General features: G+C 43.2%; 9 protein-coding genes and 1 pseudogene. All 10 read right to left on the bottom strand.

All coding sequences use genetic code 11. The features are described 5' to 3' along the window. Window positions 1-100 (bottom strand): annotated as a pseudogene (locus tag Q7P33_RS10065) (F0F1 ATP synthase subunit C); the annotation flags it as partial. Window positions 101-148: 48 nt separating this feature from the next. Then, a complete protein-coding gene (gene atpE, locus Q7P33_RS10060; protein ID WP_026393412.1) occupies window positions 149-400 on the bottom strand; it encodes an ATP synthase F0 subunit C in 252 nt (83 codons plus the stop codon). 71 nt (window positions 401-471) lie between these two features. Continuing rightward, a complete protein-coding gene (gene atpE, locus Q7P33_RS10055; RefSeq protein WP_026393411.1) occupies window positions 472-774 on the bottom strand; it encodes an ATP synthase F0 subunit C in 303 nt (100 codons plus the stop codon). A gap of 24 nt (window positions 775-798) precedes the next feature. Beyond that, window positions 799-1,461 carry a F0F1 ATP synthase subunit A gene (gene atpB / locus Q7P33_RS10050; protein ID WP_303869964.1) on the bottom strand — a complete coding sequence of 221 codons (663 nt, stop codon included), beginning with the start codon at window positions 1,459-1,461 and terminating at the stop codon, window positions 799-801. 62 nt (window positions 1,462-1,523) lie between these two features. Then, on the bottom strand, window positions 1,524-1,877 hold the full coding sequence (locus Q7P33_RS10045; RefSeq protein WP_303869961.1) for an ATP synthase subunit I: 354 nt from the start codon (window positions 1,875-1,877) through the stop codon (window positions 1,524-1,526). Window positions 1,878-1,902: 25 nt separating this feature from the next. Further along, complete coding sequence (locus tag Q7P33_RS10040) at window positions 1,903-2,244, bottom strand: AtpZ/AtpI family protein (protein WP_303869959.1); 342 nt, start codon at window positions 2,242-2,244, stop codon at window positions 1,903-1,905. A gap of 179 nt (window positions 2,245-2,423) precedes the next feature. After that, the gene (gene rpiB / locus Q7P33_RS10035) at window positions 2,424-2,873 is read right to left on the bottom strand and encodes a ribose 5-phosphate isomerase B (RefSeq protein WP_303869956.1); all 450 of its coding nucleotides are present in this window, start codon (window positions 2,871-2,873) and stop codon (window positions 2,424-2,426) included. Window positions 2,874-2,891: 18 nt separating this feature from the next. Beyond that, the gene (locus tag Q7P33_RS10030; protein ID WP_303869953.1) at window positions 2,892-3,938 is read right to left on the bottom strand and encodes an L-threonylcarbamoyladenylate synthase; all 1,047 of its coding nucleotides are present in this window, start codon (window positions 3,936-3,938) and stop codon (window positions 2,892-2,894) included. A gap of 42 nt (window positions 3,939-3,980) precedes the next feature. Next, complete coding sequence (locus Q7P33_RS10025) at window positions 3,981-5,414, bottom strand: nicotinate phosphoribosyltransferase (RefSeq protein ID WP_070371634.1); 1,434 nt, start codon at window positions 5,412-5,414, stop codon at window positions 3,981-3,983. 254 nt (window positions 5,415-5,668) lie between these two features. Further along, window positions 5,669-6,100 (bottom strand): arsenic metallochaperone ArsD family protein, encoded by a 432-nt coding sequence (locus Q7P33_RS10020; protein WP_303869949.1) that lies wholly within the window; start codon window positions 6,098-6,100, stop codon window positions 5,669-5,671. Window positions 6,101-6,150 lie beyond the last annotated feature (50 nt).

Below are 6,150 nucleotides of genomic sequence, written 5' to 3'. Positions count from 1 at the left end.
CAGCGGCAAAACCCTGACCAATACCAGGTCCTACCCCAGCGATCATCGCAATACCGGCACCAATAGCTGAGCATGCTTTAATAAAATCTAAACCTTCCATTTGTGTTTCTTCCTCCTAATTTCAACCGAAATTTAAAATTATTTTTAATTAACCAAGAAATGGGTTTGCAAATAATAAGATCAATGCAACAATCAAACCGTAAATACCAGTGGTTTCAGCAACCGCTGCACCAAGAAGCATGGTTCGAACGATGTCACTTTGTGCTTCTGGCTGACGACCAACCGCTTCAGCACCTTTACCAGCGGCAAAACCCTGACCAATACCAGGTCCTACCCCAGCGATCATCGCAATACCTGCACCAATGGCTGAACACGCTTTAATAAAATCTAAACCTTCCATAATTAAACGTTCCTCCTAAAAATTTCCTTCCCTTCTAAAAGGGATTCGTAATGAATAAATCAGTACGACAATTACCCCATGAAGGGATTCGCAAAGAGTAGAATCAATGCGACGATGAGCCCATAAATACCGGTGGTTTCAGCAACTGCTGCCCCCAATAGCATTGTTCGAATAATATCACTTTGGGAATCGGGCCGAATTCCCACTGCTTCTGCACCTTTACCGGCGGCAAATCCCTGGCCAATACCAGGTCCTACCCCTGCAATCATGGCAGTCCCTGCGCCAATGGCTGAAAATGCTTTGATCACATCAATACCATCAAACTGACCGAGAAACTGCAATAAAAAATCTACAATATTCGCATCACCAATCATACCGTTTCCTCCCTTTCTCTCCCATTAATCCATAGCCCCAGAAATAAACACCATGGATAGCATTGTAAAGATAAAGCTTTGCAATAATCCTGAGAAGATATCAAAATAGAAATGGAATGGTACAGGAAGTACGATCGGGAAGAAGTACAGTCCTGCTAACGCTGAATACAGTAGCGCCATGATAATCCCGCCACCAAGCATGTTTCCGAAAAGACGGAAAGACAGGGAAACCGGATTGGCAAATTCGCCAATAATATTAATTGGCAGCAAGAACGGCATCGGCTCAAGGAAACCCTTGAGGTAGCCTCCCAATCCCTTTGATTTTAAACCAAAGAACTGGGTCATAAAGAATGTCATCAAAGCCAGGCCAACTGTACAGTTTAAATCGGCTGTCGGAGATCTCAGACCATAGATTCCAGACGTGTTCGAAAACGCGAGAAACATAATTAGAGCAAGCATCCAAGGAGCAAACTTCATCTTATCTTTTCCCATCGTTTGGCCGACTAAACTATCCATAACCGTGACAATGGTTTCAGCAATGACTTGGGCTTTTCCTGGACGCTTTTGCATATTTTTTGTCAAAATAGCACACACAACCAGAATCATCACCATGATTATCCAGGTGTTCACAAGTGTTTGTGTGATTGGGAATCCGTAGATATACCCGTAAATTTTTGGGCCTTCCATTGTTTTTTCACCTCATTGTCCAGACGTTTTAAATTAAAAACGCCTATTGTGTTTTTGGATTTTTACGCCTCATTGATCAAGACGTTTTTTTTTGATACTGTTGTATTGATTAAAACTGAAATTTTTACGGCAACCAACCCAAGTAAAACACCAATGATGTTCACCCAAGGATTAATAATTGCCACATATATAACAACACCGGTTATCAGGTATCTCAAAAAATATCTGGTCTGAACATATTTTTGAGCCCTCGCCGATGGCATTTTCATCGCTTTGTTAAAGGTTAATTGCATGAGTCGAAAATTAAGAATACTGTACGCGCCACCAAAGAGCACGCCTAGGGCAAAAGCCAGCGGATCTTTAGAGAGAAAACTAAACAGCATCAAACCGAGACTGACCAATCCACCTTCAATCATTATTCGTGTTTCTAAAGACAATTTGTTAAAACTCTGTATCGTTTTCATTGTTTTCATCTTCCTTCTTTATCTGATCCCGATAGTCTTGGGCACGCTTTTTTCTGGCAGCTCGTTCTTCATCTGTCTCATTTTCTTCTGTTAATTTCTGAGCCTTTTCACTCAACCGCAGAGGAATTACATACATGTTTCGCAAACCAGCCATAACTCCCAGCACCGCTAAGATAATCACCACCATGTTGCCAGTATGAAAATAGAAATCCAGAACCTTGCCGATAAAAATCATAATGCCGACCGGAACAAGTACTGATATCCCAATCTGTGAGATCATCGCCAGGTATTTATACGGTTTCTCTTTTTCCCGCTTCATTCAACACTCCAAACCTTTGCAGTAATATTTCGTTATATTTCTGTTATTTTTTGTCATATCATTTGTTAATTATTCTACAAACCAAAGGAAAAAACTAATATTTATCCTTTTCCGTGAAATCTTTTTCATATAGTATCACAATTTTATAGACTTGTATATACAGCAATTCTATTTTTTTGTTATTTTGAATATTTTTTTTCGATGGCAGTAATCTCATCGATCCGTCGTTGATGACGATCCCCGCCAAACTTCGTTTCCAGCCAGACTTTGACAATCCGCAATGCCAGACCCTCACCTAAAACCCGGGCCCCCAATACCAGGACGTTGGCGTCATTGTGTTCTCTTGACATTTCGGCCATAAACTCATTGGTACACAAAGCACCCCGGATACCCGGCACCTTGTTAACCGCCATGGAAATCCCCAGACCCGTTCCGCAAATTGCGATGCCCCGGTCACAGTCTCCAAAGCTGACCGCTTCGCCAACCCGTTCCCCGTAAATGGGGTAGTCGCAGGAATCGGCTGTTTTTGTTCCGTAGTCAACCACCTCGTGTCCCTGTTCAATTAAAAATGTTTTAACGACTTCTTTTAGTGCCAGTCCACCATGGTCTGATCCGATTGCTATTTTCATTCTTATTTTCCTTCCTATTTATATAAAGGCATAACCCGCCGCCTTATACAGACGATTAATTAATGCCAACGTTTCATTATTCAAGGGAATATCCTCGGCAAATATTTTTTCAACACCCAATTCATCAAAGGTACGAAGTCGTGAAAACAGGTTTTTGGCCATTTCTTTGGGATCATTTCGGCTGCCCAGGGAAATAATCAGACCTTCCTGATAAAAGCCCATGGTTTCATCGCTGGCCAACACCCCAATAGTCATTGACTTTCCTTTATGATGTGAAAGCGCCCGGTTAATCTTGTCCCGGATTTCTTGCGGACTTCCCTTAACCACCACCAGTTCACCCTTGGGTGAATAGTGGGTGTATTTCATCCCTGGGGATGAAATCTTTTCCGGCACCACATTTTCGGTTACATTGGCAGAAACCGCCACCTCACCCAAAATCTCCCGTAGTTCTGCCAGGGTAATATCCCCTGGCCGCAGCACCACTGGCGGCTCCACCGTCATATCAATCACCGTGGATTCCAAACCCAGCTCCGTATCGGAAGATAAAATAATACCATCAACCCGCCCATCCAGATCTTCCAGGACATGTTTTCCCTGGGTTGGGCTGGGACGGCCTGAACGATTGGCACTGGGTGCAGCAATCGGGCAGCCTGCCATTTTAATAAAGGCCTGAGCAATGGGATGATCGGGCAAGCGAACCCCGACCGTATTCAACCCCCCCGTTACTTCAGTGGGAATTGATGCCGCTTTCTCCATGATAATGGTCAACGGACCTGGCCAGAATACCTGCATCAGTTTTTTTGCCTGCTCTGGAATATTCGCAACCAATGGCTTCACTTCATCCAGACTGGCAACATGAACAATCAGCGGATTGTCATCCGGCCTGCCCTTAGCCGCAAAAATCTTTTTAATCGCCTGAGGATTTAGTGCATCGGCACCCAGGCCATAAACTGTTTCAGTGGGAAATACCACCGTGCCTCCAAATCGGATTAGACTGGCAACCGCTTCCAAGTCAGCTAAAGTCGACTCATCAAGCACTTCTATATTTATTATTTTTGTTTTCATGATTGTATCCATTTTTCTTAAGTCATCATCACAACTTAAATTTTATTCAGCCTCACTTAACAGCTTTTGTTTCAGTGCCCAAAGCTTTTCAGATAAATCAACATGATACACATGGGGATTGACCATCCGCTTAAACGCCGGCCATAAACTATTTTTTTCATCTTTCAAGTGCTGTTGAATCTCTGCAATCGTCGGTGACTGATAAACACAATTTCCATTGATAAAAACCGGTACCAGCAATTCCCGAATATAATAATCATTGATTATTCGTTTTTTCCAGGTATGCACCGGATGAAAAATGGTCAACGGCTCATCTTCATTGATGGTTTCATCTTCGAGGGTAATCAGATCCGCCAGGGCCATCCCATTGCTCTTCCCATAGATGCGAAATATTTTCTTGTATCCGGGATTGGTGATCTTTTCCGGATCATTGGAGACCTTCAGTTTCGATTTACCGGAAATCACCGACAATTTATACACACCACCCAATGCTGGACAATCATAGGCGGTAATCAACTTGGTGCCAACACCCCATGAATTGATTTTTGCCCCCTGGCTTTTTAAATCTTTAATAAGGTGTTCGTCCAGATCTGATGAAGCCACAATCCCGGCATCGTGAAGTCCGGCTTCGTCGAGCATTTTTCGAGCTTCGATACTGAAATAGGCCAAATCACCAGAATCGATCCGAATCCCATAGCGACCAGTAATCGCCCCTTCGGCCAAAGCTTTTTTAAAAACCTTGATGGCGTTAGGCACGCCTTTTTCCAGAGTATTATAGGTATCCACCAAGAGGGTGGCATTATCGGGATTGTACTTAACGTATTTTTCGAAGGCTTCCAGCTCCGTATCATAGCTCAGAATAAAGCTATGGCTCATGGTTCCCATCGCCGGTCGATTAAGCATCGCTTCGGTTTCCACCACACTGGTTCCGGCACAGCCACCAATAACGGCGGCCCGGGCACCGTAAAAACCGGCTTCGGTTCCATGGGCTCGGCGCAACCCAAACTCCATCACCACATCACCCCGGGCTTCTTCAATAATCCGGGCAGCCTTGGTGGCAATCAGGGTCTGATGATTGACAATGCTCAGAATCGTGGTTTCGACAATCTGAGCTTGGATTAGCGGCGCTTTGACCCGAATAATCGGCTCCATCGGAAAAATAATACTGCCTTCCGGAATGGCAAAAATTTCCCCTTCGAATTTAAAGTTCTCCAGATAAGCTAAAAAAGCGGGTGAAAATTCAGGATGATTCTTTTTCAGTAATGCCGTATCTTCACTGGTAAACCGGATGCCCTTGATGTACTCAATCACCTGCTCCAGTCCGGCTACAACAGTGTAACCCCCGGCAAATGGGTTGTTTCTGATAAAAACGTCAAAGACTGCTTCTTCTTTTTCCTTGCCATCCTGAACGTATACATTTCCCATGGTAAATTGGTATAAGTCCGTTGCAAGCTGAAGCTTTCGGTCAAATTGCATACTAAATTCTCCTTCTTTTCACATTGCATATTATTCTACCACTTTATTAGGGTAAAATACAAACTTTTTCAATATAAATATTTGCAGGCGAATCCTGATTTTTGCCCGATTTTTCCCCGTTTTCGCTGAAATCCTTTGCTAATATTCTCCTTGTTAATAAATATACAATTGCGATAATAAATTCTTGTGGTAATTTTTGTCAAAAAAAAGAAATGCTCTCGCATTTCAATTTTTTTTACGAATTATTTTACTAATCAACCGCAGCTATCGCAGTCCCCGCTACAATCGCTGTCGTCGCAATCATTCCCTTTCACTTCGTCACCAAAGCCCAAAAAGACTGTTTTTTCGCGCTTTTCCCGTTCCGCATAAATTTCCAGATCACTCCAGGGCAGTCCCGCCCATTTTGCCAAAGCAAAATCAGTGGGGTATTTTCCTGTCATTTCAATTTTTCCATCAACAATGGTCAACGGCAGACACTCAATCCCTTTGGTCGCAATGGCTTCTTTGACAATAAAGCTTTCCATAAAAGCTGGCATATCATCCATCACATTATAGCGCATTACCGCAACGCCCCGCTCTCTCAAATCCTGAACCATATGTTCAATGCGAAGCAGATCCGCCTCGATCATCGGGTCACAAACACCGCCGGCACAGCCAGCCGGTTCGTAAAATTCTACTTTTTTCATGTTTCCTCCTGAAATGCTTTGTCTCTTTAATTTTGTATGAAAATTAATTC

This window comes from Acetobacterium wieringae (assembly GCF_026646375.1).
Classification (GTDB): domain Bacteria; phylum Bacillota; class Clostridia; order Eubacteriales; family Eubacteriaceae; genus Acetobacterium; species Acetobacterium wieringae_A.
This window is presented reverse-complemented; position numbering and strand designations above follow the sequence as displayed.

What these genes read in the sequence shown, in the direction of transcription:
- rpiB (WP_303869956.1), bottom strand. Translation starts at nt 2,873, where the DNA reads ATGAAAATAGCAATCGGATCAGACCATGGTGGACTGGCACTAAAAGAA.
- Q7P33_RS10025 (WP_070371634.1), bottom strand. Translation starts at nt 5,414, where the DNA reads ATGCAATTTGACCGAAAGCTTCAGCTTGCAACGGACTTATACCAATTT.
- atpE (WP_026393412.1), bottom strand. Translation starts at nt 400, where the DNA reads ATGGAAGGTTTAGATTTTATTAAAGCGTGTTCAGCCATTGGTGCAGGT.
- atpB (WP_303869964.1), bottom strand. Translation starts at nt 1,461, where the DNA reads ATGGAAGGCCCAAAAATTTACGGGTATATCTACGGATTCCCAATCACA.
- Q7P33_RS10030 (WP_303869953.1), bottom strand. Translation starts at nt 3,938, where the DNA reads ATGAAAACAAAAATAATAAATATAGAAGTGCTTGATGAGTCGACTTTA.
- atpE (WP_026393411.1), bottom strand. Translation starts at nt 774, where the DNA reads ATGATTGGTGATGCGAATATTGTAGATTTTTTATTGCAGTTTCTCGGT.
- Q7P33_RS10045 (WP_303869961.1), bottom strand. Translation starts at nt 1,877, where the DNA reads ATGATTGAAGGTGGATTGGTCAGTCTCGGTTTGATGCTGTTTAGTTTT.
- Q7P33_RS10020 (WP_303869949.1), bottom strand. Translation starts at nt 6,100, where the DNA reads ATGAAAAAAGTAGAATTTTACGAACCGGCTGGCTGTGCCGGCGGTGTT.
- Q7P33_RS10040 (WP_303869959.1), bottom strand. Translation starts at nt 2,244, where the DNA reads ATGAAGCGGGAAAAAGAGAAACCGTATAAATACCTGGCGATGATCTCA.